At 72.7% G+C, this 26,117-nt stretch carries 22 protein-coding genes; 14 read left to right on the top strand and 8 right to left on the bottom strand.

All coding sequences use genetic code 11. The features are described from left to right. Positions 1 to 286: 286 nt before the first annotated feature. Both ACZ6EG_RS28305 and ACZ6EG_RS28300 read right to left on the bottom strand, forming a co-directional pair. Positions 287 to 1,507 carry an acetyl-CoA C-acetyltransferase gene (locus tag ACZ6EG_RS28305; RefSeq protein ID WP_356608829.1) on the bottom strand — a complete coding sequence of 407 codons (1,221 nt, stop codon included), beginning with the start codon at positions 1,505 to 1,507 and terminating at the stop codon, positions 287 to 289. Between the two features lie 348 nt (positions 1,508 to 1,855). After that, the gene (locus ACZ6EG_RS28300; RefSeq protein ID WP_469608685.1) at positions 1,856 to 2,881 is read right to left on the bottom strand and encodes an SGNH/GDSL hydrolase family protein; all 1,026 of its coding nucleotides are present in this window, start codon (positions 2,879 to 2,881) and stop codon (positions 1,856 to 1,858) included. A gap of 168 nt (positions 2,882 to 3,049) precedes the next feature. Here ACZ6EG_RS28300 and ACZ6EG_RS28295 point away from each other — a divergent pair, with 168 nt between their 5' ends. After that, positions 3,050 to 4,438: a cystathionine beta-synthase gene (locus ACZ6EG_RS28295; protein WP_469608682.1), complete on the top strand. Its 1,389-nt coding sequence runs from the start codon at positions 3,050 to 3,052 to the stop codon at positions 4,436 to 4,438. A 304-nt stretch (positions 4,439 to 4,742) separates the two neighbouring features. Here the strand turns inward: ACZ6EG_RS28295 and ACZ6EG_RS28290 are convergent, their stop codons facing one another. Next, positions 4,743 to 5,165, bottom strand: a complete 423-nt coding sequence (locus ACZ6EG_RS28290) for a hypothetical protein (RefSeq protein ID WP_356609092.1) — start codon at positions 5,163 to 5,165, stop codon at positions 4,743 to 4,745. A gap of 227 nt (positions 5,166 to 5,392) precedes the next feature. On the opposite strand from ACZ6EG_RS28290, the gene ACZ6EG_RS28285 reads away from it, so the two are divergent. Then, positions 5,393 to 6,307, top strand: coding sequence for a MurR/RpiR family transcriptional regulator (locus tag ACZ6EG_RS28285; RefSeq protein ID WP_469608679.1), 915 nt, complete (start codon positions 5,393 to 5,395; stop codon positions 6,305 to 6,307). Between the two features lie 122 nt (positions 6,308 to 6,429). Then, positions 6,430 to 7,014 carry a hypothetical protein gene (locus ACZ6EG_RS28280; protein ID WP_391971106.1) on the top strand — a complete coding sequence of 195 codons (585 nt, stop codon included), beginning with the start codon at positions 6,430 to 6,432 and terminating at the stop codon, positions 7,012 to 7,014. A 352-nt stretch (positions 7,015 to 7,366) separates the two neighbouring features. Here ACZ6EG_RS28280 and ACZ6EG_RS28275 read toward each other — a convergent pair whose 3' ends face one another. Further along, positions 7,367 to 8,767, bottom strand: a complete 1,401-nt coding sequence (locus tag ACZ6EG_RS28275; RefSeq protein ID WP_469608675.1) for a type III PLP-dependent enzyme domain-containing protein — start codon at positions 8,765 to 8,767, stop codon at positions 7,367 to 7,369. A gap of 202 nt (positions 8,768 to 8,969) precedes the next feature. Here ACZ6EG_RS28275 and hutU point away from each other — a divergent pair, with 202 nt between their 5' ends. The 4 genes from hutU to hutI are packed head-to-tail and all read left to right on the top strand — an operon-like array spanning position 8,970 to position 14,447. Next, complete coding sequence (gene hutU, locus ACZ6EG_RS28270; protein WP_469608672.1) at positions 8,970 to 10,670, top strand: urocanate hydratase; 1,701 nt, start codon at positions 8,970 to 8,972, stop codon at positions 10,668 to 10,670. Then, positions 10,667 to 11,884: an allantoate amidohydrolase gene (locus ACZ6EG_RS28265; protein WP_391971109.1), complete on the top strand. Its 1,218-nt coding sequence runs from the start codon at positions 10,667 to 10,669 to the stop codon at positions 11,882 to 11,884. Before hutU ends, ACZ6EG_RS28265 begins: the two co-directional genes overlap by 4 nt. Further along, positions 11,881 to 13,230, top strand: coding sequence for a formimidoylglutamate deiminase (locus tag ACZ6EG_RS28260; RefSeq protein ID WP_469608669.1), 1,350 nt, complete (start codon positions 11,881 to 11,883; stop codon positions 13,228 to 13,230). The genes ACZ6EG_RS28265 and ACZ6EG_RS28260 overlap by 4 nt, the downstream gene beginning before the upstream one ends. 41 nt (positions 13,231 to 13,271) lie before the next feature. Then, positions 13,272 to 14,447 (top strand): imidazolonepropionase, encoded by a 1,176-nt coding sequence (gene hutI / locus ACZ6EG_RS28255; RefSeq protein WP_391971111.1) that lies wholly within the window; start codon positions 13,272 to 13,274, stop codon positions 14,445 to 14,447. Positions 14,448 to 14,550: 103 nt separating this feature from the next. Here the strand turns inward: hutI and ACZ6EG_RS28250 are convergent, their stop codons facing one another. Continuing rightward, complete coding sequence (locus tag ACZ6EG_RS28250) at positions 14,551 to 15,477, bottom strand: RNA polymerase sigma factor SigF (RefSeq protein WP_391971112.1); 927 nt, start codon at positions 15,475 to 15,477, stop codon at positions 14,551 to 14,553. A 241-nt stretch (positions 15,478 to 15,718) separates the two neighbouring features. On the opposite strand from ACZ6EG_RS28250, the gene ACZ6EG_RS28245 reads away from it, so the two are divergent. Further along, positions 15,719 to 16,096: an STAS domain-containing protein gene (locus tag ACZ6EG_RS28245; protein ID WP_121747439.1), complete on the top strand. Its 378-nt coding sequence runs from the start codon at positions 15,719 to 15,721 to the stop codon at positions 16,094 to 16,096. 179 nt (positions 16,097 to 16,275) lie between these two features. After that, on the top strand, positions 16,276 to 16,899 hold the full coding sequence (locus ACZ6EG_RS28240; RefSeq protein WP_391971113.1) for an ATP-binding protein: 624 nt from the start codon (positions 16,276 to 16,278) through the stop codon (positions 16,897 to 16,899). A gap of 472 nt (positions 16,900 to 17,371) precedes the next feature. Here the strand turns inward: ACZ6EG_RS28240 and ACZ6EG_RS28235 are convergent, their stop codons facing one another. After that, positions 17,372 to 18,868, bottom strand: a complete 1,497-nt coding sequence (locus ACZ6EG_RS28235; protein WP_391971114.1) for an MFS transporter — start codon at positions 18,866 to 18,868, stop codon at positions 17,372 to 17,374. 529 nt (positions 18,869 to 19,397) lie between these two features. On the opposite strand from ACZ6EG_RS28235, the gene ACZ6EG_RS28230 reads away from it, so the two are divergent. Further along, on the top strand, positions 19,398 to 20,075 hold the full coding sequence (locus ACZ6EG_RS28230; protein ID WP_053132192.1) for a response regulator transcription factor: 678 nt from the start codon (positions 19,398 to 19,400) through the stop codon (positions 20,073 to 20,075). A gap of 47 nt (positions 20,076 to 20,122) precedes the next feature. Continuing rightward, positions 20,123 to 21,397, top strand: coding sequence for an ATP-binding protein (locus ACZ6EG_RS28225; protein ID WP_391971115.1), 1,275 nt, complete (start codon positions 20,123 to 20,125; stop codon positions 21,395 to 21,397). A 28-nt stretch (positions 21,398 to 21,425) separates the two neighbouring features. Here the strand turns inward: ACZ6EG_RS28225 and ACZ6EG_RS28220 are convergent, their stop codons facing one another. After that, positions 21,426 to 21,998, bottom strand: a complete 573-nt coding sequence (locus tag ACZ6EG_RS28220; protein ID WP_391971116.1) for a GtrA family protein — start codon at positions 21,996 to 21,998, stop codon at positions 21,426 to 21,428. A 165-nt stretch (positions 21,999 to 22,163) separates the two neighbouring features. Here ACZ6EG_RS28220 and ACZ6EG_RS28215 point away from each other — a divergent pair, with 165 nt between their 5' ends. The 3 genes from ACZ6EG_RS28215 to ACZ6EG_RS28205 are packed head-to-tail and all read left to right on the top strand — an operon-like array spanning position 22,164 to position 25,026. After that, positions 22,164 to 23,303: a 5-(carboxyamino)imidazole ribonucleotide synthase gene (locus ACZ6EG_RS28215; protein ID WP_391971117.1), complete on the top strand. Its 1,140-nt coding sequence runs from the start codon at positions 22,164 to 22,166 to the stop codon at positions 23,301 to 23,303. Continuing rightward, positions 23,300 to 23,842: a 5-(carboxyamino)imidazole ribonucleotide mutase gene (gene purE / locus ACZ6EG_RS28210; protein WP_356608798.1), complete on the top strand. Its 543-nt coding sequence runs from the start codon at positions 23,300 to 23,302 to the stop codon at positions 23,840 to 23,842. Before ACZ6EG_RS28215 ends, purE begins: the two co-directional genes overlap by 4 nt. Before the next feature lie 5 nt (positions 23,843 to 23,847). After that, positions 23,848 to 25,026 (top strand): dipeptidase, encoded by a 1,179-nt coding sequence (locus ACZ6EG_RS28205; RefSeq protein WP_361013665.1) that lies wholly within the window; start codon positions 23,848 to 23,850, stop codon positions 25,024 to 25,026. Here ACZ6EG_RS28205 and ACZ6EG_RS28200 read toward each other — a convergent pair. After that, positions 24,975 to 26,117: an alkene reductase gene (locus ACZ6EG_RS28200; protein ID WP_469608658.1), complete on the bottom strand. Its 1,143-nt coding sequence runs from the start codon at positions 26,115 to 26,117 to the stop codon at positions 24,975 to 24,977. The genes ACZ6EG_RS28205 and ACZ6EG_RS28200 overlap by 52 nt on opposite strands.

Raw genomic sequence — 26,117 nt, 5'->3', positions numbered from 1 at the left:
CCCGGTTCAAAGTCGACCCCCGACTTCCTACATCAGCTTGAAGGGAGGACTAACCGTCTGTCAGTGCGTAACGTCACGAAACGGACAGGACTTTGGGCCCGGAAGGTGGGGGTGGGGCGGGGCTGACCTGCGTGTATCCAGGGGCCGGGAGAGGTAGGTCACATCCTGGGGGAGATTGGGTCACAAAACGACCCAGAACCCTGGGGTGACCGGGGTTCCGGGCCGTGGTGTCACGCTGGGTCCCGCGGGTGCTACCGACAGTCCCCCGGACGGCGCGGCGCGGTGGTCAGCTGAGGCGCTCGATGACCATGGCCATGCCCTGGCCGCCGCCGACGCACATGGTCTCCAGACCGAACTGCTTGTCGTGGGTCTGCAGGGAGTTGATGAGCGTGCCGGTGATGCGGGCGCCGGTCATGCCGAAGGGGTGGCCGACGGCGATGGCGCCGCCGTTGACGTTCAGCTTCTCCAGCGGGATGCCGAGGTCGCGGTAGGACGGGATGACCTGCGCGGCGAAGGCCTCGTTGATCTCGACCAGGTCGATGTCGTCGATGGTCAGCCCGGCGCGGGACAGGGCCTGCTTGCTCGCCTCGACCGGGCCGAGGCCCATGATCTCGGGGGAGAGGCCGGAGACGCCGGTGGAGACGATGCGGGCGAGCGGGGTCAGGCCCAGCTCGCGGGCCTTGGTGTCGCTCATGATCACGAGGGCCGCGGCGCCGTCGTTGAGCGGGCAGCAGTTGCCGGCGGTGACCAGGCCGTCGGGGCGGAAGACGGGCTTGAGGCCCTGGACGGCCTCCAGGGTGACACCGGCGCGCGGGCCGTCGTCCTTGGAGACCACGGTGCCGTCGGGCAGCGTGACCGGGGTGATCTCGCGCTCCCAGAAGCCGTTCTTGATGGCTTCCTCGGCGAGGTTCTGCGAACGGACGCCGAACTCGTCCATGTCCTGCCGGGTGACGCCCTTGGCGCGGGCGAGGTTCTCGGCGGTCTGGCCCATGGCGATGTACGGGTCGGGGACGAGGCCGTCCTCGCGCGGGTCGTGCCAGGTGGTGCCCTCCTGCTGGGCGACCTCGGCGGTCCGGGCCTCGGCCTCGGCGAAGAGCGGGTTGCGGGTGTCCGGCAGGCTGTCGGAGTTGCCCTTGGCGAACCGGGAGACCATCTCGACACCGGCCGAGATGAAGACGTCGCCCTCGCCGGCCTTGATGGCGTGCAGCGCCATGCGCGAGGTCTGCAGGGACGAGGAGCAGTACCGGGTGACGGTGCAGCCGGGCAGGTGGTCCATGCCCATCTCGACGGCGACGATGCGGCCGAGGTTGTTGCCCTGCTCGCCGCCGGGCAGACCGCAGCCCAGCATCAGGTCGTCGATGTCCCTCGGGTCCAGCTCAGGGACCTTGGCGAGGGCGGCCTGGATGATCGTGGCGGCCAGGTCGTCGGGGCGCAGGTCCTTCAGGGAGCCCTTGAAAGCGCGGCCGATGGGGGAGCGGGTGGCTGAGACGATCACGGCTTCGGGCATCACGGCTCCAGTGGCGAGTCGGTACGGGGCGGGCGTGGCTGGTTGGGAAGTTACCCGGCCGTATGGCCCGGGTCACGGGTGCGGGGGTGTGACATGGGCCGCAACTTTCTAAGCGCTTGCTTGGGCCTGCGGCGGTGGGGTGGGGATGCCGCCCCAGGCCGGGTGCCCCCAGGCCGGGTGCCCCCAGGCCGGGTGCCCCCGGTCGGAGGCCCGGACCAGGTCGGGTGCCCGGCCCGCGGGGTGGCGCCCCCGGAGCCCCCGGTCGGCCTGGACGGCCTCGTCCTCGAACGCCGGACGGACTGGTAGGGGGCGCCCGCGCTCCTCCAGGGGCGCCCGGCGGTGGTGGTCCTAGCTCGACTGGGTGGACCGCGCCGGTTCCGCCTCCGGCACCCTCCGCCGCCTGCGGCGCTTGAGCAGGGCCCAAGGTCCCCGCGGCCCCGTCGGCATGGCGGCCGCGACCTCCGTGCCCGCCTCGGACGCGGCCTCCGCGGCCGCGCGCGCCACCGGCAGGAAGCCCTCGCGGCGCAGCGCGTCGGGACGCTCCTCGTCGGCCGGCCACAGGCCGAGCGCGGCGCACACCGACGGCAGGATCGCCATCGCCGCCGTGGCATAGCCCTCGGCGGACGGATGGTAGTTGTCGGGGCCGAACAGCTCCCGCGGGTTCTCCGCGAACTCCGGGCCCAGCAGATCCCCCAGCGACACCGTGCGCCCGCCCTGCTCCACGACGCCGATGGTCTGCGCCGCCGCGAGCTGCCGGGAGGCCCGCCGGGCCAGCCAGCGCAACGGCTGCCGCACCCGCTCGATCGTGCCCAGGTCCGGGCAGGTGCCGACGACCACCTCCGCACCGGCCGTGCGCAGCCGCCGTACCGCCCCCGACAGATGGCGGACCGACTGGGTCGCCGGCATGCGGTGGGTGACGTCGTTCGCACCGATCATGATCACGCAGACGTCGGGGGTCCGCCCCGGGTCCGCGAGGACCAGCGCCACCTGCCGGTCGAGGTCGTCCGAGCAGGCCCCGGGCGACGCGACCGACCCCAGCTCCACCGGCCGCTCCGCCACCGCCGCCAGCCCCGACGCCAGCAGCGCGCCCGGCGTCTGCCCGGCCCGGTGCACGCCCTGTCCGGCCGCCGTGGAGTCGCCCAGCATCACCAGCCGCAGCGGCGGCTCACCGGCCGGGGGCAGGGTGTCGCCGTAGAGCCCCTCCGCGTTCGGCACCCGGTCGGGTGTCCCGATGCCCACCCGGCGCCTGGCCAGCTGCACCTCCGCCAGCAGCAGACCGACCGTGGCCGCGCCGGCCAGCCCGATGCCGCCGCCGCCGTACGCCGCGCCGGCCGCGATCCTCTTGGCCACCCGCGCCCTCGACATGCTTGTCATACGTCGCCGCCACCTCCTCCAACCCGTACACCCACTGCTTGCCCCGTACCGACGGTCGCCCAATCTCAACGGGGAGTGAACGACCGTCACGGGGCATCACCGGGGCGGCAGGCCATAGGCTGGCGGGACCGATAACGACCACACCTTTTGCAGCATCCGGAGACCACGGTGCATTTCCACGACTCGATGATCAGCCTCGTCGGCAACACCCCGCTGGTGCGGCTCAACAGCGTGACCAAGGGCATCAGGGCGACCGTCCTGGCCAAGGTGGAGTACTTCAACCCGGGCGGCTCGGTGAAGGACCGCATCGCCCTGCGCATGATCGAGGCCGCCGAGAAGAGCGGAGAGCTGCGGCCCGGCGGCACCATCGTGGAGCCGACCAGCGGCAACACCGGCGTGGGCCTCGCGATCGTGGCGCAGCAGAAGGGCTACAAGTGCATCTTCGTCTGCCCTGACAAGGTGTCCACCGACAAGATCAACGTGCTGCGCGCGTACGGCGCCGAGGTGGTCGTGTGCCCGACGGCGGTCGACCCCGAGCACCCGGACTCCTACTACAACGTCTCCGACCGGCTGGTCCGCGAGACGCCGGGGGCCTGGAAGCCCGACCAGTACTCCAACCCGCACAACCCGCTCTCCCACTACCACTCCACCGGTCCCGAGCTGTGGGAGCAGACGGAGGGGAAGATCACCCACTTCGTCACCGGCGTCGGCACCGGAGGCACCATCTCCGGCACCGGGCGCTACCTAAAGGAGGCCAGTGACGGCGCGGTCAAGGTGATCGGCGCCGACCCCGAGGGCTCGGTCTACTCGGGCGGCTCCGGCCGGCCGTACCTCGTCGAGGGCGTCGGCGAGGACTTCTGGCCGACCGCCTACGACCGCGAGGTCGCGGACGAGATCGTCGCCGTCTCCGACAAGGACTCCTTCCAGATGACCCGCCGCCTCGCCAAGGAGGAGGGCCTGCTGGTGGGCGGCTCCTGCGGCATGGCGGTCGTCGCGGCGCTGGAGGTGGCCGAGCGGCTCGGCGAGGACGACGTGGTCGTCGTACTGCTCCCGGACAGCGGACGCGGTTACCTCAGCAAGATCTTCAACGACGAGTGGATGGCCGACTACGGCTTCCTCGAGGACGCCGGCCCCAGCGCCCGCGTCGCCGACGTCCTGAACCACAAGGAGGGCGGCCACATCCCCTCCCTCGTCCACATGCACCCGGACGAGACCGTCGGCCAGGCCATCGAGGTGCTGCGGGAGTACGGCGTCTCGCAGATGCCGATCGTCAAGCCCGGCGCCGGCCACCCGGACGTGATGGCCGCCGAGGTCGTCGGGTCGGTCGTGGAGCGTGAGCTGCTGGACGCCCTGTTCGCCAAGCGGGCCTCGCTGGAGGACCCGCTGGAGAAGCACATGTCGGCCCCGCTGCCCCAGGTCGGCTCCGGCGAGCCGGTCGCGGACCTGATGGCGGTGCTCGGCGCGGCCGACGCGGCGATCGTCCTCGTCGAGGGCAGGCCGACCGGTGTGGTGAGCCGTCAGGACCTGCTGTCCTTCCTCGCCAAGGGCGGGAAGTAGCGGAAGCCGCCGGGCCCGTGATGATCTCCGCGGACTTCGCGGAAGTGGTACGCGCGCGTCATGTGCGCGCAGCACACGCTTAACACGGGTCCGGCACAGTTGTCGTTGTCGGCGTCGAGGACCTTCCGGAGCGGCTCCCGGACTTCCACGGACGCCACGGACGCGCCGCCCCGGCCGTGAGGCCCGGAACCGCGCGCGTCCCCCGCGGGGACCGCCGTCGTCCCGCCCCCCAGCGATGGGGGTGCGGCGGTCCCCGCGCAGTCTTCTCCCCGGCCGCCCGCGGCGAGCCGCCCCGGCCGGGCGCTCAGTCCTCCCAGGCGTCGTCCTTGCCGGGGCGGCGGCGAGTGAAGAGGCCGGGGGTGGTCCGAGCGGCCTGGACGACGTTGACCCCGACGATGCCGGCCCAGGCGACCAGCAGTCCCGGCAGGTCGGCCACGCCGCCGCCGATCGCGGACAGCGGGACCGCGAGGACCAGCGACACGATGCCGAAGCCGAAGCGCTCGCCGAAGGAGTCCGTGGTCCTCGGCGAACGGCTGTCGCGGGCCGCCACCATCTGCTGTTCGGCGACCTGCCGCCGCACCCTGCGCTCGACCGCCGAGTCGATGCGCTGGTCGACCTTCTCCAGGAAAGAGTCCACCAGCGCCGACTCGTACTCCTCACCCAGCTCCCTGCGGGTCTGCAGGGTGGCGTCGAGTTCCTTCTTGAGGTCGGTGTCCCGCCCGTCCATTCCCGTCATGCCGACCACGGTAGGCAGCGTGGGCGTCGCGGGCACTGGGGGTAGCCCCCGTTTCCGCCGGGGGGCGCCCGGTGACCGGGGTGGGTGGAGGCGGTTCCGGCGAGGGCGGGTCAGGACGGGTCGGTCGGAGGGGTGCGCTCGGCGTCGTGCGGCCCGCCGCCTCGCTGTATAACGGTATGCAGAAGTCGAGGCGGGTGAATAGGTCGAGGGGGACAGGGATGAGCGGGACCGGCCGGACCGACGGAGCCGGCGGACTGGGTGGGGCCCGTGGGGCCGAGGACACCAGTGGGGCTGGTGGGGTCGACGGGCCGGCCGCGCGGCTTCAGGCGCTGTTCGAGGGGCACCGGCTGACGCCGACCCAGCGGCGCATCGCGCACAGCATGGTGCGGCGCGCCGCCGACGTGCCCTTCCTGTCCAGCGTCGAGCTGGCCGAGCTGGCCGGGGTCAGCCAGCCCTCCGTGACCCGCTTCGCGGTCGCCCTCGGCTTCGACGGCTACCCGGCGCTCCGCCGCCACCTGCGCGAGGTCGCCCCCGCCGAACCGGCGGCGGACACCGGTTCGCGCAACGAGTACCAGCAGGCCGTGGCGGCCGAGATCGAGAACCTGCGGCACCTGGCCGAGGTGCTGGCCGACCCCGGACCGGTGCGGGCGGCGGGCCGCATGCTGGCCGGGAGCCGGCCTCTGCCCGTCCTCGGACTGCGGGCGGCGGCGGCCCAGGCGCACGGCTTCGCCTACTTCGCCGCCAAGGTCCACCCGGACGTCCGGCTGCTGGACGAGGGCGGCACGATGCTCCGCGACCGCCTCGACGCCGCGGTCCGGGCCGGGGCGACGGCGCTGCTCTGCTTCGCCCTGCCCCGCCATCCGCGCGAGGTCGTCGACGCGCTCGCCCACGCCAAGGAGGCCGGCCTCACCGTCGTGACCGTCGCCGACTCCGCCTTCGCGCCGGTCGCCAAGGTGTCCGACCTGCTGCTGCCCGCCGCCGTCGGCACCGGCCTCGCCTTCGACACCGCCTGCGCGCCGATGCTGCTCGGACGGGTGCTGCTGGAGGCCATGTGCGACGACCTGCCGGACGCCCAGGCCCGACTCGAGGAGTTCGACACGAAGGCGGCGGCGCGCGGGCTCTTCGTGGAGTGACGGCGGGCCGACGCCATCGGCGGCCGCGTTCTCAGACTCGTCTCACCTTCCCCCGTTAACCTGCGTCACCGCACACCTCTCAGACGCATCGTGGGAAGCGAGAACGGGACAGGAGGCCGGACGTGGCGCGTGGAGGACAAGGGCTGGTTCGGGTCGCCGTCGTCGTACGGGCGGGGGCGGCGCCACTGTGGTGGCTGGGCGTGTTCGCGGCGGGCATCGGGGCGTTGGTGCCGGGGCTGACCGGGCGTCGGATCGGCGTCCTGGCCGGTGCCGCGCTGTTCGTCGTCGCGACGGCCGTCGTGGCGTGCGTGCGCCGCAGGCGGTACACCGCCCTGGCCCGGTCGGCCGCCCGCGCGGGCAAGCACGACGTGCTCCAGGACCGCGCGGTCACCGTGCGCAACTGGCGCCGGGGCCACCGCTGGTGGCTGCTCCTCGCCTTCGTCGCCGCGCTGGGCAGCGCCTTCGCGGTCCCCGCCGCGGCCGGACTGCTGATGGCCGGCTGCGGCGCGGGCCTCTGGCTGAAGTCCGCCTGGATCGGGCGCCGGGAACAGGCCGAGGACGCTCTGCTGTGGGTGCGCGTGGACTGGCTCGCCCGGGGCGTCGGCCGTCCGGCGGCCAGGACCGTGAAGGCCTACCGCAGCACCGGCATCGCGGCGGGCGACGCGGCGCCGGGCGGCGCGAGGCGCAAGACGGCCGCGCTGGTCTGACCGCGGGCCTCGGGCCTCGGCGGCAGCGCCACACCCCGCGTGACGCGGGTCCCGAGCTGCGTCACGCGGGGTGTGGCGCGCGACCCCGACAGACACCCGGCCGCCGCGTGTCGCCCCGCCCCACGCCTGGTTGCCCGCGCGCGGGGGCACGTCCTGTGTCTGGTTGTCGCGTGCGGGGTTGTCGCGTGCGGGGCCTTGTCCCGCGCCTGGTTACCCCGCGCGGGGCCTCGTCCTGCGTCTGGTTGCCGCACGCAGCCTCGCCAGGCCGCCTTACGCAGCCTCGCCCCCCGCCCGGCCGCCCCGCGCGGCCCCGGGGACCACGCCCGGCCGCTGAGGCGGGGGCCGCGGCCGTCTACGAGCCGCCGGTGCCCCTGCCGCCGGCCATGTCCGTGAGCGCGGTGGCGTGCTTCCCTCCCGCCTCGGTGACGATCTCGTCGACCGTCTGGGCCTCCCGGACGGTCGCGAAGGCGACACCCCCGTCCCCGCGCCGCACGAAGCCGTGGACCGCGGGACGGGCGAGCGAGTTGTACGCGTAGTGGTGCGCGAAGTAGTACGCCCCCGTGTCCAGCGCCGCCGCGTAGTCGCCCTGCTCCAGCCGCGGCAGGGCGCGCCCGACCGCCAGCAGGTCGCCTGCGAAGCACGCCGGACCCGCCACGTCCTGCACCACGTCCGGCCCCTGCTTCGGCAGCCCCTTGCCGTCGTACGCGGCGATCCGCAACGGCCACGCCCCCGGCGCGTACACCGTCCGCGTCGCGACCTGGACGCCCGCGTGCGTCACCGCGACCGGCCGCCCCCCGGCGCTCTTGGCGTACTCCACCCGCGCCACGACGGTGCCGTGCTCGGCCAGCAGGGACCGCCCGAACTCGGTCACCAGCCCGTACCGTCCGTCGAACAGCCCCGGCACCGCCTCGCGCAGTACGCGCGCGTAGTCCGCGTACGTCGGTGTCGTCTCGTCGGACGCGAAGTTCACCGGCAGGCCACCGCCGATGTCGAGCGTGTCCACCTGCCGGCGTCCGGCCCGCTCGTTGATCTCCTCGGCGAGCGCGTACGTCTCCGCGACACCCTCGGCCATCAGCGAGAGCGGGATGCCCTGGGACCCGGTGTGCGCGTGCAGCCGGGTCAGCCACGGCCTGTCCAGGTACGCCCGCACCACCCACTCGCGCGCCCCCTCGTCGCGCAGCGCCACCCCGAACTTGGAGGTGGCCGTCGCCGTCGACAGGGCCTCGATGGAACCCCCGCCGATCTGCGGGTTGACCCGGATGCCGAGCGGTGAGGCGCTCGTCCCCCCGGCCATCAGCGCGTCGATGCGCTCCAGCTCCTGCGGGTTGTCCGCGTTGACGGCGACGCCCAGCGCGAGCGCTTCCCGCAGTTCCTCCGGCGTCTTGGCCGGGGAGTCCAGCACCGTCCGCTCCGGCGGCACCCCCGCCGCCCGCGCCAGCGCCAGCTCACCCGGGCTCGCGACCTCCGCGCCGATGCCCTCCCCGTGCAGCAGCCGCACCACCGGGACCAGCGGGGACGCCTTCACCGCGAAGGCGTGCAGCACGGGCGTCCCCCGCGCCGTCACCGCCTCGAACGCGGCCCGCAGCGCCGCCGCCGACTCCCGGATCCCGGTGACGTCCAGCAGCCCGACGATCGGCGCACCGGGTCCGAGCAGACCCTGCTCCACGGCCGCCCGCACCGCCTCGTCCCGCCGGGCCGCCCGCTCCGTGCCGGTGCCGTAGGGGCCACCGCTCGTGCCCGTGCCCTCGCTCACGCGATCCTCCGTCCCTCGCTGCCTGTCCGTGCGCCCTGTCCTGCCCGCGCGCACCCCTGGCTGCCTGCCCCGCCCCTTCCAGCCAAACACCCGTGGCATCCCGGTGCCGGGACACGGGACGTATTGACTAGTTCTATTCACGTAGCGAGGATATGAATAACCGCAGTAACAATCCGCCGGGAGCAAGCCACCAGGAGGCACCATGTCCGGACCCCGTCCTGTCCGAGCGCCGCGCGGGACCACGCCGAGCGCCCTGGGCTGGCAGCAGGAGGCCGCCCTGCGGATGCTGCAGAACAACCTCGACCCCGAGGTCGCCGAGCACCCCGACCAGCTCGTCGTCTACGGCGGGACGGGCAAGGCGGCCCGCGACTGGCGGTCCTTCGACGCGATGGTCCGCACCCTGGAGACCCTCAAGCAGGACGAGACGATGCTCGTCCAGTCGGGCCGCCCGGTCGGCGTCATGCAGACCCACGAGTGGGCGCCGCGCGTCCTCATCGCCAACTCCAACCTCGTCGGCGACTGGGCCAACTGGGAGGAGTTCCGCCGCCTGGAGGCCCTCGGCCTGACCATGTACGGGCAGATGACGGCCGGTTCCTGGATCTACATCGGCACCCAGGGCATCCTCCAGGGCACCTACGAGACCTTCGCCGCCGTCGCCGCCAAGAAGTTCGGCGGGACCCTCGCCGGGACCATCACCCTCACCGCCGGTCTCGGCGGCATGGGCGGCGCCCAGCCCCTCGCCGTCACCATGAACGACGGCGTGGCGATCTGCGTCGACTGTGACCCCCGCGCCATCGACCGCCGCATCGAGCACCGCTACCTCGACGTGAAGGCCGACTCCCTCGACCACGCCCTCCAGCTGGCCACCGAGGCCCGCGACCGGCGCAGGCCGCTCTCCATCGGCGTCCTCGGCAACGCCGCCGACCTGGTCCCGCAGCTGCTCGCCATGGGCGCCCCCATCGACATCGTGACCGACCAGACCTCGGCCCACGACCCCCTCGCCTACCTGCCCACCGGCCTCGCCTTCGCGGACATGGCCGACGCCGCCGACAAGGACCCGGCCGGCTTCACCACCCGCGCCCGCGAGTCCATGGCCCGGCACGTCGAGGCGATGGTCGGCTTCCAGGACGCCGGCGCCGAGGTCTTCGACTACGGCAACTCCATCCGCGGCGAAGCCCGGCTCGCCGGGTACGACCGGGCGTTCGCCTTCCCCGGCTTCGTCCCCGCCTACATCCGCCCCCTCTTCTGCGAGGGCAAGGGCCCCTTCCGCTGGGCGGCCCTGTCCGGCGAGGCCTCCGACATCGCCAAGACCGACAAGGCGATCCTCGACCTCTTCCCGGAGAACGAGTCCCTGGCCCGCTGGATCAAGCTGGCCGGCGAGCGCGTCCACTTCCAGGGCCTGCCCGCCCGCATCTGCTGGCTCGGCTACGGCGAGCGGGACAAGGCCGGCGAGCGGTTCAACGACATGGTCGCCAGCGGTGAACTGGCCGCGCCCGTCGTCATCGGCCGCGACCACCTGGACTGCGGCTCCGTCGCCTCCCCCTACCGCGAGACCGAGGCCATGCTCGACGGCTCCGACGCCATCGCCGACTGGCCGCTGCTCAACGCCATGGTCAACGTGGCCTCCGGCGCCTCCTGGGTCTCCCTCCACCACGGCGGCGGCGTCGGCATGGGCCGCTCGATCCACGCCGGGCAGGTCACGGTCGCCGACGGCACCGCGCTGGCCGGCGAGAAGATCCGCCGGGTCCTCACCAACGACCCCGGCATGGGCGTCATCCGGCACGTCGACGCCGGCTACGACATCGCCGAGTCCGTCGCCGGGGAGCGGGGCGTGCGGGTGCCGATGCGTGAGGGCGACGGGGTCGGCGAGGGTGACGAGGCGCGCGAGGGTGACGGCGCGTGAGCTTCCACAGCATGTGGGCGGAGCTGCTGCCGATCGGCCGCGGCTCCGCCTCCGGCGGCTACCGCCGCTTCGCCTGGACCGCCGCCGACGCCGACTGCCGGGCCTGGTTCCGGGAGCAGGCCGAGGCCCGCGGGCTGACCTACGAGACCGACCGCAACGGCAACCAGTGGGCCTGGCACGGTGACCCCGCCGCCCGGAACGCCGTGGTCACCGGCTCCCACCTGGACTCCGTGCCCGACGGCGGCGCCTTCGACGGGCCCCTCGGGGTCGTGTCCGCCTTCGCCGCCCTGGACGAACTGCGCGCCAGGGGAGCCCACCCCACCAGGCCGCTCGGCATCGTCAACTTCGGCGACGAGGAGGGCGCCCGCTTCGGCCTCGCCTGCGTCGGCTCCCGGCTCACCGCGGGCGCCCTCACCGTCGAGCAGGCCCACCGCCTGACCGACGGGGACGGCATCACCCTCCCGCGGGCCATGGAGGCCGCCGGCCACGACCCGGACACCCTCGGCCCCGACCCCGAGCGCCTCTCCCGTATCGGTGCCTTCGTCGAACTCCACGTCGAACAGGGCCGTGCCCTCGACCTGTCCGGCGACCGGATCGGCATCGCGTCCGCCATCTGGCCGCACGGCCGCTGGCGGTTCGACTTCCGGGGCGAGGCCAACCACGCGGGCACCACCCGGCTCGCCGACCGGCGCGACCCGATGCTGAGCTACGCCGAGACCGTCCTCGCCGCCCGCCGCGAGGCCGAACTGGCCGGTGCGGTCGCCACCTTCGGCAAGATCGCCGTCGAGCCCAACGGCGTCAACGCCGTCCCGTCCCTCGTCCGGGGCTGGCTCGACTCCCGCGCCGCCGACCAGGAGAGCCTGGACGCCGTGGTCACCGGCATCGAGAAGGCCGCCCGCGAGCACGCCGCGGCCCAGGGCGCCGAACTGGACGTGGTCCGCGAGTCCTTCACCCCCGTCGTCGAGTTCGACCACGTCCTGCGCGACGAACTCGCCCGGATCCTCGGCACCGACACGGACCTGCGGGTGCCCGTCCTCGGCACGGGCGCCGGACACGACGCCGGAATCCTCTCCGGGCGCGTCCCGACCGCCATGCTGTTCGTACGCAACCCCACCGGCGTCTCGCACTCCCCGGCCGAGTACGCCGCCGAGGACGACTGCGTGGCCGGGGTGACCGCACTCGCCGACGTACTGGAAGGGCTGGCCTGCACGTGAGGACCACCGAGCGGACCCGGACGTACTGGCTGGAGCACGCCTGGCTCGGCACCCACGTCGAGCCGGGCGTCGCCGTGGACGTGCGCGACGGCCGGGTCACCGCCGTCCGCACCGACACCCCCGCCCCGCCGCCCGGAGCCGAGATCCTGCGCGGACTGACCCTGCCCGGACTCGCCGACGCCCACAGCCACGCCTTCCACCGCGCCCTGCGCGGCACCGTCCAGGTCGGCTCCGGCACCTTCTGGACCTGGCGCGAGGTCATGTACTCCGTCGCCGACCGGCTGACCCCCGAGACGTACCACGACCTCGCCCGCGCGGTGTACGCCGAGATGGCCCTCGCCGGCATCACCGCCGTCGGCGAGTTCCACTACGTCCACCACGCCCCCGGCGGCGCCCCCTACGCCGACCCCAACGCGATGGGCGAGGCGCTGATCGAGGCCGCCGCCGAAGCCGGCATCCGCATCACCCTCCTCGACACCTGCTACCTGTCCTCCGGCTTCGGCCGGGCCCCCGACGCCCACCAGCGACGCTTCTCGGACGGGACGGCCCAGGCCTGGGCGGAACGCTCTTCACTTCTCAAGGAACGGGATCACGCGCGGATCGGTGCCGCCGTCCACTCCGTACGGGCCGTGCCCGCCGACCAGTTGGCGACCGTGGCCCACTGGGCCGAGCAGCGGCGGGCCCCGCTGCACGTGCACCTGTCCGAGCAGACCGCCGAGAACGACGCCTGCCACGCGGCCCACGGCTGCACCCCCACCCGGCTCCTCGCCGACCACGGCGTGCTCGGCCCGCGCACCACCGGCGTCCACAACACCCACCTCACCGACGAGGACATCGCCCTGCTCGGTGACAGCCGCACCGGCACCTGCATGTGCCCCACCACGGAACGGGACCTCGCCGACGGCATCGGGCCGGCGGCCGCCCTCCAGCGGGCGGGCTCCCCGCTCTCCCTCGGCTCCGACAGCCACGCCGTCGTCGACCTGCTGGAGGAGGCCCGCGCCATGGAACTGAACGAGCGCCTGCGCACCCGCACCCGCGGTCACTGGACCGCCGCCGCCCTGCTGCGCGCCGCCACCGCCGACGGGCACGCGGCCCTCGGCTGGGACGACGTGGGCACGCTGGAGACCGGGGCCCGGGCCGACCTGACGACCGTCGCCCTCGACTCGGTCAGAACAGCGGGGCCGCCGCCCAGGCTCGGCGCCGAGACGGCCGTATTCGCCGCGACGGCAGCGGACGTGCGGCACACGGTCGTGGGCGGGCGGCACGTCGTGCGCGACGGGGCGCACACCCTCGTACCCGATGTGCCCGGGGCCCTCGCGCGGGCCGTCGCCGCCCTGCACGCGTAGCAACCGCCCGCCCCAGCACCCGCAAGGACGCCACGGACACCATGAGCAGCAGCACCGTCATCACCAACATCGCCGCACTCGTCACCAACGACCCCTCCCTCGGTGACCGCTCCCCCCTCGGACTGGTCCGGGACGCGGCCGTCGTCATCGACGGCGACCGCGTCGCGTGGACCGGTGAATCAAGCAAAGCACCCGCCACTGACAACCGGGTCGACGCCGGAGGCAGGGCCGTCCTCCCCGGCTTCGTCGACTCCCACTCCCACCTCCTCTTCGCGGGCGACCGCACCGAGGAGTTCAACGCCCGCATGTCCGGCCGCCCCTACAGCGCCGGCGGCATCCGCACCACCGTCGCCGCCACCCGCGCCGCGAGCGACGCGGAACTGGAGGCGGGCCTCGTCCGGTACCTCGACGAGGCCCTGCGCCAGGGCACCACCACCTTCGAGACCAAGTCCGGCTACGGCCTGACCACCGCCGACGAGGCCCGCGCCCTGCGCGTCGCCGCCCGCCACACCGACGAGGTCACCTTCCTCGGCGCCCACATCGTCGCCCCCGAACACGCCGACGACCCGGCGGCCTACGTCGACCTCGTCACCGGCGAGATGCTCGACGCCTGCGCTCCGCACGCCCGCTGGATCGACGCCTTCTGCGAGAAGGGCGCCTTCGACGGCGACCAGGCCCGGGCCGTCCTCACCGCGGGCAAGGCCAGGGGACTGCACCCGCGGATCCACGCCAACCAGCTCTCCTACGGGCCGGGCGTGCAACTGGCCGTCGAACTCGACGCCGCCAGCGCCGACCACTGCACCCACCTCACCGACGCCGACGTGGACGCCCTGGCGAGCGGCCGCACGGTCGCCACCCTGCTCCCCGGCGCGGAGTTCTCCACCCGCGCCCAGTGGCCCGACGCCCGGCGCCTGCTCGACGCGGGCGTCACGGTCGCGCTCTCCACCGACTGCAACCCGGGCTCGTCCTTCACGTCCTCCGTGCCCTTCTGCATCGCGCTCGCGGTACGGGACATGGGCATGACACCGAACGAGGCGGTCTGGTCGGCCACCGCGGGCGGCGCCGCGGCCCTCAGGCGCGACGACATCGGCCGCCTCACCCCGGGCGCGTACGCCGACCTGACCCTCCTCGACGCCCCCAGCCACGTCCACCTGGCCTACCGGCCGGGCGTGCCCCTGGTCGCGGGCGTGTGGAGGCGCGGCGTGCGCAGGGTGTGAGCGCTCGCACGCCGGCCGGGCCCGAACCGCCCCCGGACATCCCGAAGGGGGGCGGCCCGACTTCGGACCACCCCCCTGGAGGGCAAGCGTCACCCGGCGAGGATCAGTCCTCGGCCGTGAGCCCCTTGCGCAGTCGTACGAGGGTTCGCGACAGCAGGCGCGAGACGTGCATCTGGGAGATTCCGAGTTCCTCGCCGATCTCCGACTGGGTCATGCCCGCGACGAAGCGGAGGGAGAGGATCTTCCGGTCCCTGGCGGGGAGTTCGGCGATCAGCGGCTTCAGCGACTCGACGTACTCGATGCCCTCGAGCCCGTTGTCCTCGTAGCCGATGCGGTCGGCCAGCGCGCCCTCCGCGTCGTCCTCCTCCGGCTGGGCGTCCAGCGAGGAGGCGGTGTAGGCGTTGGAGGCCGCCATGCCCTCCAGGACCTCGTCCCTGGACAGGCCGAGGTGCTCGGCCAGTTCGCCCACCGTGGGGGCGCGGTCGAGCCGCTGGGCCAGTTCGTCGCCGGCCTTGGCCAGGTCGAGCCGAAGCTCCTGCAGCCGGCGCGGGACGCGTACGGACCAGGAGGTGTCGCGGAAGAAGCGCTTGATCTCGCCGATGATGGTCGGCATCGCGAACGTGGGGAACTCCACACCGCGCGACAGCTCGAAACGGTCGATCGCCTTGATCAGGCCGATCGTGCCGACCTGGATGATGTCCTCCATCGGCTCGCTGCGCGAGCGGAAGCGGGAGGCGGCGAACTTGACCAGCGCGAGGTTCAGTTCGACGAGCGTGTTGCGTACGTACGCGAACTCGTGGGTGCCTTCCTCCAGCGACTCCAGCCGCTCGAAGAGGGTCCTGGACAGGGCCCGGGCGTCCGCCGGAGCCACCTCGTCGTACGCCGGGATGTCCGGAAGCCCGGCCAGTGCGCCGTCGGGTCCGACGGCCACGTCGTGCTGCTCGATGGGATCCAGATGTTCCGGAGGGAGTGTCGACGTCGCTTCTTGGGTACGCGATCCGTCGAGCCGGGGTGACATGATGTCCTCCATCGTTCTCGGCATACGGCTGCCGAAGCCAATTGCGTGCACTGCGGTGTGCGGCGCCTCCAAAGCCGACCGTGTCGGGTTACGTGTTCCTACTAGGCCTACCGGGTTTACCGAGCCAACCGCAAGTGTGTTCTGTGCATATATGTCCGTTTGTGCGCGGTTGTTCGGGTGTCGGAGTGCGCGGGGAAGGCGTAGTGTTCGAGGGCGTCAGCAAGCAGTCACGACCTCGGGAGAGAGAAACGGCATGGACCGCGGGACGGTCGGCAGTGCCCAGTCGGGCCGGCTTCTGGTGGAAGTACGGGAAGAGGGCCCCAGTGCCGTCGTGACACCGGCGGGTGAGTTGGACCACCACACCGCCGAGCTGTTGCGCGAGCCACTGGAGGACTGTCTCGCCAAGGGATTCAACCGGCTTGTCGTCGATTGCTCGCGTCTAGAGTTCTGCGACTCCACAGGGCTCAACGTCCTGCTCGGAGCGCGGTTGAAGGCGGAGGCCGCGGGGGGCGGTGTGCATCTGGTGGCCATGCAGCCCGTAGTGGCTCGCGTGTTCGAGATCACGGGGGCCGAAGCGGTCTTCACCCTCCACGACACGCTCGAGGCCGCCCTGGCCGACGAGTCCGACTGAGCCCGCTCCGGCCCGGCCGGCGGGTTCCGTGCGCTCCCTGGGACGGGCGTTTTCACCCCGCCCCGTGTTTCGTGGCCAATACAGGGGTGTTCGGACGGTTCGGTCGGGCAGGAGACATCCAGAACCGACTGTGTACGACGTTGAAACATGAACTGGTGAATCGGTGAGGTGAAGCGCTGATGAGCACCACCCGGCCCTACTCGCCGGGCGACCGCGGTCCGGAGCCCAGCGGCGCTTCCGGGGGCTCCGAGGGGGGCGGTGTGTCCGGGACCGGGGAGTCCGACGAAGGCGTGTCCGCGGGGCAGGCCGCCGCGATCGGGGCGTCCGCGTCCCCGTCGCCCGCGCAGGCCGTGGCCGCGCCCGAGAGTGCCGTCACGCGTGCGGAGAACGGTGGGCGGCAGGTGCGCAGACTGAGCTTCGACGACCAGAGCGGGGTCGTCCCGCTCGCCCGTGACTTCACCCGCCAGGCGCTGTACGCCTGGGGCTGGTTGCCCTCGTCCACGGCGGACCAGCGGGCCGCCGCCGAGGACGTGCTCCTGGTGGTGTCCGAACTGGTCACCAACGCCTGTCTGCACGCGGAGGGGCCGGACGAGCTGTCGATCACCTGTGAGAAGAAGGTGATCCGGCTGGAGGTCTCCGACCGCGGCACGGGGCAGCCGGCGCCGCGCACCCCGCACCGCGCCGGGCGGCCCGGCGGACACGGCATGTTCATCGTGGAGCGGCTGTGCCTGGACTGGGGTGTGGTCCGCACACCGGGAGTCGCGGGCAAGCGGGTCTGGGCGGAACTGGGAGCACCGGCGTAGGGATCGGCGCCTGCCGCCGTTCCCTCACCGTGCCGCGGAGCCGCCCCGGGCGCTCCGCCTCGGCCTCCGCCCCTCGCCGTCCGCCGTCACCCGGCGGTCCCGTCACCGCCCTCACCCCGAGCCCTCCGTTCCCTCGCCCCGCGCCCCCTGGACGGCCTCCTCCCGGCCGCAACCCGGACGCGGGGCCTTCGGGCGTCTGTACGCCTGCGCGCGCCTAGGCTCCCGCCGACTGCCCACGACTCGGCACGACCGTCCATCAGCTGCCCACGCTCCGTAGCGACTGCCTACGACTGCCTGCCGGCGGCCCACGCGGGGCCTACGAGGGCCCACGACGGCCACAGGCCCTCCCACGGGCCCGCCAACGGCCTCGCGGACGGTGCGGGGCGCCCCGGGCCCGGCGCTCGTCCCCGAACACGCCGAAGGGGTCACCGCGTCCATCCGGACGCGGTGACCCCTTCCTCGCGGGCGGGTCTCAGCGGACGTCGCCCATGAGTTCCTTGACGCGCTTGCGGTACATCCAGATCGCCAGACCGGCGACCACGGCGAGCGTGGCTTCCGCCGCCACGATGCCCGTCTTGTTCAGGTCGACGCCGGCGATGGAGAGCAGACCGGTCGTGGCGTCACCGGCGGTGACGGCCAGGAACCAGACGCCCATCATCTGCGAGGCGTACTTCACCGGCGCCATCTTCGTGGTGACCGACAGGCCCACCGGGGAGAGCATCAGCTCACCGCAGGTCTGGACGAAGTAGATCGCCACCAGCCACATCGCGGCGGCCTTGTGGCCGCCGTCCGCGATGGCCAGCGGGGCCAGGAAGAGGAAGAAGGACAGGCCGACCAGGACGAGGCCGAACGAGAACTTCACGATGGTGCTCGGTTCCTTGCCGCGCCGGGCGAGCGCCAGCCACAGCGTGGCGAAGACCGGGGCGAGGGCCATGATGATGACCGGGTTCACCGACTGGAACCAGGAGACCGGGAAGTCCCAGCCGAGCACGCTGGTGTTGGTGGAGGAGTCGGCGAAGATCGCCAGGGTCGAGCCGCCCTGGTCGTAGATCATCCAGAAGACGGCCGCGGCCACGAAGAACCAGATGTACGCGGACATCTTCGACTGCTCGGCGCGGTCCAGCGACCTGTCGCGCTTGATGCGGGTCAGCACCAGCACCGGGATGATCACGCCGAGCAGGGTCAGCGGGACCAGGATCCAGTTCAGGGTGTAGTTCCCGGAGAAGCCGACGATCGCGTAGAAGACGACGGCGAGCGCGGCCCAGAACGCGGCCTTGCGCAGCGTCGAGGTCTTCTCCGCCGCCGACAGCGGCTTCGGGACCACGCTGGAGTGCGGCGCCAGGTTGCGGCTGCCGATCAGGAACTGGATCACGCCGAGGCCCATGCCGACCGCGGCGAGCGCGAAGCCCAGGTGCCAGTTGACGTTCTCGCCGATGGTGCCGATGATCAGCGGCGCCGCGAAGGCGCCGAGGTTGATGCCCATGTAGAAGACGGTGAAGCCACCGTCGCGACGCGGGTCGTCGGGGCCGTCGTAGAGCTGGCCGACCATCGTGGAGATGTTGGCCTTCAGCAGGCCCGAGCCGATGGCGACCAGGCCGAGGCCGGCGAAGAACGTGCCCGAGGAGGGCAGTGCCAGCGTCAGGTGGCCCAGCATGATGATGCCGCCGGCGACGGCGACGGTCTTGCGGGGTCCCCAGACACGGTCGCCGAACCAGCCGCCCGGCATCGTGAGCAAGTACACCAGCGAGAGGTACACCGAGTAGATCGCGGTCGCGGTGCCGGCGTTCATGCCGAGACCGCCGGGGGCCACCAGGTACAGCGGGAGCAGAGCCCTCATGCCGTAGTAGGAGAAACGCTCCCACATCTCGGTCATGAAGAGAGTGGCCAGTCCGCGGGGGTGGCCGAAGAAGGTCTTCTCGGAACCGGGGGTGCCCGGTGTGACCGAGTCCTTCGTCAGGCTGGACGCCATGGTCGATCCTTGCTGGTCGGGACGCGCTCATGAGGCGATGCGCGCCCGGTGGGGGGCGGCCGGCACCGGCGGCCTTCGTCCGCCCACCCCACGCCCGAGGGATTCCGCTCCGGATCACGGAGCGAGGGACGGCGACCACCGGGATCCACGCCTCTGCGCGCGTCACTGCACGCGGTGAGGCCCGGCCACAGGTCATTCCTTTCAAGGTCGGCCGTGGGGGCCGACCCGCACACAAAAGAGACCTTCAGCGTCGAACTGTCGCCAAAGGTCCCCAGGGTGCTACAGGCGCTGATTCACCATACGGCAGGACACCGCCCGGTATGGAAGGACTTGAGACCGGGATCACAGGTGAGAGCGGAACCGCGAACGATCATTCGAAGGTCCTTTCCAGGATGGCACCCCGCAGCCGCAGGTACGCGCCGGGGGTCGGCGGGGCCCCGGGCGCCGGGGCGCCCGGCTTGTCCGTAGGTAAGAGACCGCGGGTGCGATCACGCCCCGGGCGCTGCTCCGAGCGGACTACCATCAGCTCATGACCCGTGTACTGCTCGCCGAGGACGACGCGTCCATCTCGGAGCCGCTGGCCCGCGCACTGCGCCGGGAAGGGTACGAGGTCGAGGTGCGTGAGGACGGACCGACCGCACTCGACGCCGGGCTGCAGGGAGGCGTCGACCTGGTCGTGCTGGACCTGGGCCTGCCGGGCATGGACGGGCTGGAGGTCGCCCGGCGGCTGCGGTCCGAGGGCCACGCCGTGCCGATCCTGATCCTGACCGCGCGCGCCGACGAGGTGGACACCGTCGTCGGTCTGGACGCGGGCGCCGACGACTACGTCACCAAGCCCTTCCGCCTCGCCGAGCTGCTCGCCCGGGTCCGCGCCCTGTTGCGGCGCGGGTCCGTCGAGCCCCCGCAGCCGCCCGCCACGCACGGCGTGCGCATCGACGTCGAGTCGCACCGGGCCTGGATGGGCGAGGAGGAGCTCCAGCTCACCGCCAAGGAGTTCGACCTGCTGCGGGTGCTGGTGCGCGACGCAGGCCGGGTCGTCACCCGCGACCAGCTGATGCGCGAGGTCTGGGACACCACCTGGTGGTCGTCGACCAAGACGCTCGACATGCACATCTCCTGGCTGCGCAAGAAGCTGGGGGACGACGCGGCGAACCCGCGCTACATCGCCACCGTGCGCGGTGTGGGTTTCCGCTTCGAGAAGAACTGAGCACGAGTGGGGCCGAGTGCCCGCAGGGCCTGCCCGGGTAAGAGGACATGCGCCGCCGACTGATCCAGTCCACGCTCGCCGTGGTGCTCGTCGTGATCGCCGTTTTCGGCGTCTCCCTCGTGATCGTGGAGACCCGCACGATCAGCAGCACCGCCAAGGAACGCGTCGACCTGGAGGCGGTGCGGCTGGCCAGCATCGTGGACAGCCGGCTGCTCGGCACCGGGACGGTCGACGCGGCGTTCCTGCGCGAGCAGGTCGCGGACGCCCGGTACGCCGAGATCCGCATCCCCGGCCGCACGGTCATCGAGGTCGGCAGCCGGCCGACCGGTGAGGTCCTCCGCGGCAGGGCCACCGGCGAGGAGGGCGAGACGGTGCTCGTCGAGGAGCCCAGCTCCTCGGTGACCCGCGAGATCGGCCGTACGCTGCTGATCATCGGCCTGGTGGCGCTGCTCGCGGTGGTCGCCGCGGTCCTGCTGGCGATCCGGCAGGCCAACCGCCTCGCCTCCCCGCTCACCGACCTCGCCGAGACCGCCGAACGCCTCGGCTCCGGCGACCCGCGTCCTCGCCACAAGCGCTACGGCGTCCCCGAGCTGGACCGGGTCGCGGACGTGCTGGACTCCTCCGCCGAGCGCATCGCCCGGATGCTCACCGCCGAGCGCCGCCTGGCCGCCGACGCCTCCCACCAGCTGCGCACCCCGCTGACCGCGCTGTCCATGCGGCTGGAGGAGATCACCCTCACCGACGAGCCCGAGACGGTGAAGGAGGAGGCGACGATCGCGTTGTCGCAGGTGGAGCGGCTGACGGACGTGGTGGATCGGCTGCTGACGAACTCCCGCGACCCGCGCAGCGGCTCGGCCGTCACCTTCGAGCTGGACGACGTCATCCAGCAGCAGATCGCCGAGTGGCGGCCCGCCTACCGCAGCGAGGGGCGGGCGATCGTCAGCTCCGGCAAGCGGCACCTGACGGCCGTCGGCACCCCGGGGGCGGTGGCGCAGGTGCTGGCCGCGCTGATCGAGAACAGCCTGATGCACGGCGGCGGCACGGTGGCCCTGCGGACCCGGGTGACCGGCAACCAGGCGGTGGTCGAGGTCACCGACGAGGGGGCCGGCGTCCCGGCCGACCTGGGCGCACGGATCTTCGAGCGGACCATCAGCGGGCGGAACTCGACGGGCATCGGCCTGGCCGTGGCCCGGGACCTGGCGGAGGCGGACGGTGGCCGGCTGGAGCTGCTCCAGGGCCGCCCCCCGGTCTTCGGCCTCTTCCTGTCCCGTACGCCGCCGTCGAAGCAGGGCGCCGATGACTCGGACGGGACCGTGCGCTAGCCGCTTCGGCCTCAGGCGGCCGGACGGGTCAGCGGCGGGCCGCCGGAGTGCCGTCAGGCGTGGGCACCGCCGTGGGGTTCTCGTGCTCCAGGAAGGTCTCCGCCCGCGTCACCGGTCGCCGGGCCGGCAGCGCGCGGAAGACCCAGCTGCGGTACGACCAGAAGCGGAAGAGCGTGCCGATGCCGATGCCGAGGAACTTGAAGATGTTGCTCTGCAACGGGCTGTCCCAGCCGAAGCCGTACGTCGCCGTGTAGAGCACGCCGTTCTCGATCACCAGTCCGATCGCGCTGAAGACCAGGAACAGCGTCATCTCGCGGGTCCGATGGCTCTTGTCGCGGTCCCGGTACGTGAAGTAGCGGAAGCCCAGGTAGTTGAAGACGATCGCGACGATCGTCGCGACGATGCTGGCCCGCACCACCTGGAGGTCGGTCACGTGCCGTACGAAGTTGAAGACGAGCAGGTTGACCAGCACCCCCGCGCCACCCACCGCGCCGAACTTCGCGATCTCCCTGACCAGCCGGTCGATCCGCCCCCGCACGGCGCCCCGGGGCGCCGGAGGAGCAGGGGGAGCCGTATGAGCACCCGAGGAACCATGTCCCATGGTCGTGCAGGCCCCCGTCCGTGGGTCGGCGTCAATCCGTTCATGCTAACCACCCGGACGCGCGATCTTCCTGCGGACGGACGCGGGGCGCCGGGAACGAGCGCCGGGACCGCCCGGAAACGGCCGGTAAACAGGTGGGCTCCGCACGGCCGATAGGCTAGGGGTGTGACGTTCCCGGTAGTCGGTATGGTCGGCGGTGGCCAGCTCGCTCGTATGACACACGAGTCGGGCATCCCGCTGGGCATCAGGTTCAAGCTCCTCAGTGACACCCCTCAGGACTCTGCGGCGCAGGTGGTGAACGAAGTCGTCATCGGCGACTATCGCGACCTGGACACGCTGCGCGAGTTCGCGCGCGGCTGTGACGTGATCACCTTCGATCACGAACACGTGCCGACCGAGCACCTCAAGGCCCTGGAGGCGGACGGCATCCCCGTGCGCCCCGGCCCCGAGGCGCTCGTGCACGCCCAGGACAAGGGCGTGATGCGCGCGAAGCTCGTCGCGATCGGCGTGCCCTGCCCACGGCACCGGATCGTGAGCGATCCGGCCGACGTGGGCGCCTTCGCGGGTGAGGGCGACGGGTTCCCCGTGGTCCTCAAGACGGTCCGCGGCGGGTACGACGGCAAGGGCGTGTGGGTGGTGGACTCCGTCGAGGAGGCCGCCGAGCCGTTCCGCGCCGGCGTGCCCGTGCTCGCGGAGGAGAAGGTCGACTTCGTCCGCGAGCTGGCCGCCAACGTGGTCCGCTCCCCGCACGGCCAGGCGGTGGCCTACCCCGTCGTCGAGTCCCGCCAGGTCAACGGGGTCTGCGACACGGTGATCGCCCCCGCCCCCGACCTGGACGAGGGCCTCGCCCTGCGGGCCGAGGAGATGGCGCTCAGCATCGCCAAGGAACTCGGCGTCGTCGGCCACCTCGCCGTCGAGCTGTTCCAGACCCGCGACGGCCGCATCCTCGTCAACGAGCTGGCGATGCGCCCGCACAACTCGGGCCACTGGACCATGGACGGCGCGATCACCTCGCAGTTCGCCAACCACGTCCGCGCCGTCCTCGACCTGCCGCTGGGCGACCCGCGTCCGCGCGCCCCGTGGACGGTCATGGTCAACGTCCTCGGCGGCGACTACCCCGACATGTACTCCGCGTACCTGCACTGCATGGCCCGCGACCCGCAGGTCAAGATCCACATGTATGGCAAGGACGTGAAGCCCGGCCGCAAGGTGGGCCACGTCAACACCTACGGCGACGACCTGGACGACGTGCTGGAGCGCGCCCGTCACGCTGCCGGCTACCTGAGAGGGACGATCACCGAATGAGCCAGGCCAGCCCGGTCAGCCCGGTCGTGGGCATCGTCATGGGGTCGGACTCCGACTGGCCCGTCATGGAGGCCGCCGCCAAGGCGCTCGACGAGTTCGAGGTCCCCTACGAGGTCGACGTCGTCTCCGCGCACCGCATGCCGCACGAGATGATCGCGTACGGCGAGCAGGCGGCCGGACGCGGCCTGAAGGCGATCATCGCCGGGGCCGGTGGCGCCGCCCACCTGCCCGGCATGCTCGCCTCCGTCACCCCGCTGCCCGTCATCGGCGTCCCGGTGCCGCTGAAGTACCTGGACGGCATGGACAGCCTGCTCTCCATCGTGCAGATGCCGGCGGGTGTCCCCGTCGCCACCGTCTCCGTGGGCGGCGCCCGCAACGCCGGGCTGCTGGCCGCCCGCATGCTCGCCGCGCACGACGAGGAGCTGCAGGGCCGCATGCGCGAGTTCCAGCAGGAGCTGAACGACCAGGCCACCGAGAAGGGCAGGCGGCTGCGGAACAAGGTCGGGGGCCCGGCCGCGGGCTTCGGCTTCGGGAAGTGACGCGGATGACCTCGCTGGAGCCGGCCCGCGCGCTGCTGCGCGAGTTCCCCGTCGTGGACGGCCACAACGACCTGCCCTGGGCGCTGCGCGAGCAGGTGCGCTACGACCTCGACGCCCGGGACATCGCCACCGACCAGTCCGCCCACCTGCACACCGACCTCGCCCGGCTGCGGGCCGGCGGCGTCGGCGCGCAGTACTGGTCGGTGTACGTCCGCTCGGACCTGCCCGGCGCGGTCACCGCGACGCTGGAGCAGATCGACTGCGTACGCCGGCTGATCGACCGCCACCCGGGCGAGCTGCGGGCCGCGCTGACCGCCGCCGACATGGAGGCCGCGCGGACCGAGGGCCGGATCGCGTCGCTGATGGGCGCCGAGGGCGGCCACTCCATCGACAACTCGCTGGCCACGCTCCGCGCGCTGTACGCGCTCGGCGTGCGCTACATGACGCTCACCCACAACGACAACATCGCGTGGGCCGACTCGGCGACCGACGAACCCGGTGTCGGCGGCCTGTCGGCCTTCGGCCGCGAGGTCGTGCGGGAGATGAACCGCGAGGGGATGCTGGTCGACCTCTCGCACGTCGCCGCCACCACCATGCGGGACGCGCTGGACACCTCCACCGCGCCGGTGATCTTCTCGCACTCCTCCGCGCGGGCCGTCTGCGACCACCCGCGCAACATCCCGGACGACGTCCTGGAGCGGCTGCCGGCCAACGGCGGCGTGGCGATGGTGACGTTCGTGCCGAAGTTCGTGCTCCAGGCGGCCGTGGACTGGACGGTCGCCGCCGACGAGAACATGCGCGCGCACGGCTTCCACCACCTGGACACCGGCCCCGAGGCGATGAAGGTCCACCGCGCCTTCGAGGAGCGCACCCCGCGTCCCGTCGCCACCGTGTCGACGGTCGCCGACCACCTCGACCACATGCGCGAGGTGGCCGGGGTCGACCACCTCGGCATCGGCGGTGACTACGACGGCACCCCGTTCACGCCCGACGGCCTCGCCGACGTCTCCGGCTACCCGAACCTGATCGCCGAGCTGCTCGACCGCGGCTGGTCCCGGGCCGACCTGGCCAAGCTGACCTGGAAGAACGCGGTACGGGTGCTGGGCGCGGCGGAGGACGTGGCCCGGGGGCTTCAGGCCACCCGGGGGCCGTCCAACGCGTCGCTGGAGGAGCTGGACGGCTGAGCCGTCCCCTCGGGGAGGGCGGGGTAGTCGGTGTAGCCGGTCGCCCCGCCCACGTACATGAGGTACTGGTCCCGTACTGGGTTCAGCGGTGCGCCCAGCCGCAGCCGCCGCACCAGGTCGGGGTTGGCGAGGAAAGGCCGGCCCAGGGCGATGAGGTCGGCGCCCGCGGTCAGCAGCCGTTCGGAGGCGCGGAGCACGGAGTCCGCGGAGGGCGTCCCGCCCAGGACCGGGTTGGCGATCAGCACGCCGGGCCAGCCGGCGCGGATGCCGTGGAACACCGGGGCGTGCGGGTCGGCGTACACCAGGTGCAGGTACGCGAGCCCGAGACCGCCGAGCCGCTCGGCCAGGGCCGGGTAGATCTCCTCGGTCTCGCCCTCCGCGATGCCGTTGACCGTGTTGCCGGGGGAGACCCGCAGCCCCACCCGTTCGGCGCCGATCTCGGCGGCCACGGCCTCCACCACCTCGGCCGTGAACCGGATCCGCCCGGCGAGGGAACCGCCGTAGCCGTCGGTGCGGCGGTTGGTGTTGGCCGCCAGGAACTGGTGCAGCAGGTGGCCGTTGGCGGAGTGCACCTCGACGCCCTCGAACCCGGCGTCGAGCGCGTTGCGGGCGGCCCGCGCGAAGTCGGAGACGGTGGCGCGGATGTCCTCCCCGGTCATCTCCCTCGGGACGACGGCGGGCCGGTGCCCCTCAGGTGTGAAGATCGTCTCGGGCAGGGGGACCGGCGAGGGCGCGACCGGTGTGAGTCCGCTGGTCGCGGGGTGGCCGACCCGGCCGCCGTGCTGGAGCTGGAGGAACATCCGTCCGCCCGCCTGACGGACCGCGTCGGTCACCTGCCGCCAGCCCGCCACGTGCCGTGCGCTGTGGACGGCGGTGATGTTCGGGTACGTCTGCCCGACCGCGTTGGGCGTCGCCGCCTCGGCGATGATCAGCCCGGCGGAGGCCCGCTGGGCGTAGTAGGTGGCCATCAGAGGGGTCGGCGTGCCGTCGGCCTCGGCGCGATTGCGGGTGAGGGGGGCCATCACCAGACGGTTGGGGAGGGCGAGCGGGCCGAGGGACGCGGAGGCGAAGAGGCCGGTCGAGTTCGTCAT

The sequence above is a fragment of the Streptomyces sp. NPDC041968 genome, assembly GCF_055589025.1.
The sequence above is the reverse complement of the archived record's forward strand: the minus strand, read 5'-3'. Positions and strand labels throughout refer to the sequence as shown.

What these genes read in the sequence shown, in the direction of transcription:
- ACZ6EG_RS28305 (WP_356608829.1), bottom strand. Translation starts at nt 1,507, where the DNA reads ATGCCCGAAGCCGTGATCGTCTCAGCCACCCGCTCCCCCATCGGCCGC.
- ACZ6EG_RS28200 (WP_469608658.1), bottom strand. Translation starts at nt 26,117, where the DNA reads ATGACGAACTCGACCGGCCTCTTCGCCTCCGCGTCCCTCGGCCCGCTC.
- ACZ6EG_RS28245 (WP_121747439.1), top strand. Translation starts at nt 15,719, where the DNA reads ATGGACCGCGGGACGGTCGGCAGTGCCCAGTCGGGCCGGCTTCTGGTG.
- ACZ6EG_RS28220 (WP_391971116.1), bottom strand. Translation starts at nt 21,998, where the DNA reads ATGGGACATGGTTCCTCGGGTGCTCATACGGCTCCCCCTGCTCCTCCG.
- purE (WP_356608798.1), top strand. Translation starts at nt 23,300, where the DNA reads ATGAGCCAGGCCAGCCCGGTCAGCCCGGTCGTGGGCATCGTCATGGGG.
- hutI (WP_391971111.1), top strand. Translation starts at nt 13,272, where the DNA reads ATGAGCAGCAGCACCGTCATCACCAACATCGCCGCACTCGTCACCAAC.
- ACZ6EG_RS28290 (WP_356609092.1), bottom strand. Translation starts at nt 5,165, where the DNA reads ATGGACGGGCGGGACACCGACCTCAAGAAGGAACTCGACGCCACCCTG.
- ACZ6EG_RS28250 (WP_391971112.1), bottom strand. Translation starts at nt 15,477, where the DNA reads ATGGAGGACATCATGTCACCCCGGCTCGACGGATCGCGTACCCAAGAA.
- ACZ6EG_RS28285 (WP_469608679.1), top strand. Translation starts at nt 5,393, where the DNA reads ATGAGCGGGACCGGCCGGACCGACGGAGCCGGCGGACTGGGTGGGGCC.
- ACZ6EG_RS28300 (WP_469608685.1), bottom strand. Translation starts at nt 2,881, where the DNA reads ATGACAAGCATGTCGAGGGCGCGGGTGGCCAAGAGGATCGCGGCCGGC.
- ACZ6EG_RS28240 (WP_391971113.1), top strand. Translation starts at nt 16,276, where the DNA reads ATGAGCACCACCCGGCCCTACTCGCCGGGCGACCGCGGTCCGGAGCCC.
- ACZ6EG_RS28225 (WP_391971115.1), top strand. Translation starts at nt 20,123, where the DNA reads ATGCGCCGCCGACTGATCCAGTCCACGCTCGCCGTGGTGCTCGTCGTG.
- ACZ6EG_RS28230 (WP_053132192.1), top strand. Translation starts at nt 19,398, where the DNA reads ATGACCCGTGTACTGCTCGCCGAGGACGACGCGTCCATCTCGGAGCCG.
- hutU (WP_469608672.1), top strand. Translation starts at nt 8,970, where the DNA reads ATGTCCGGACCCCGTCCTGTCCGAGCGCCGCGCGGGACCACGCCGAGC.
- ACZ6EG_RS28205 (WP_361013665.1), top strand. Translation starts at nt 23,848, where the DNA reads ATGACCTCGCTGGAGCCGGCCCGCGCGCTGCTGCGCGAGTTCCCCGTC.
- ACZ6EG_RS28235 (WP_391971114.1), bottom strand. Translation starts at nt 18,868, where the DNA reads ATGGCGTCCAGCCTGACGAAGGACTCGGTCACACCGGGCACCCCCGGT.